This window comes from Paraburkholderia sp. SIMBA_053 (assembly GCF_046534895.1).
Taxonomy (GTDB): domain Bacteria; phylum Pseudomonadota; class Gammaproteobacteria; order Burkholderiales; family Burkholderiaceae; genus Paraburkholderia; species Paraburkholderia caledonica.
In genome coordinates this window covers 1-246 of the sequence record NZ_JAWRXU010001403.1, presented here as the reverse complement: position 1 = coordinate 246, position 246 = coordinate 1, and the positions used below count along the sequence as shown (strand labels likewise).

The 246-nt window shown below is 50.8% G+C and carries 1 pseudogene; it reads left to right on the top strand.

Features of this window, described 5'->3' with window-relative positions:
• Positions 1 to 145, top strand: a pseudogene (locus SB753_RS40215) (sugar ABC transporter ATP-binding protein); the annotation flags it as partial.
• Positions 146 to 246 lie beyond the last annotated feature (101 nt).

Genomic DNA, 246 nt, shown 5'->3' with positions numbered 1-246 from the left:
GGTGTTTGCGCAGGTTAATGGGAAGCGTATCGTTAGCCGCGTTCACCCGAGTTCTAATCCGCTGCCTGAGCAGAACATGGCGCTGATGTTTGATGTGTCTAAGGCGGTTCTGTTTGATCCTAAGACGGAAGAGCGGATTGCTTAAAGGCAGACGCTAGCAAATTAGCCGCAAGGAAAAGGTCCCGTGGATAATTCCCGGGACCTTTTTTATTTCTCAAGCCGACTAGGGGTGGTTTGAGAACCCAC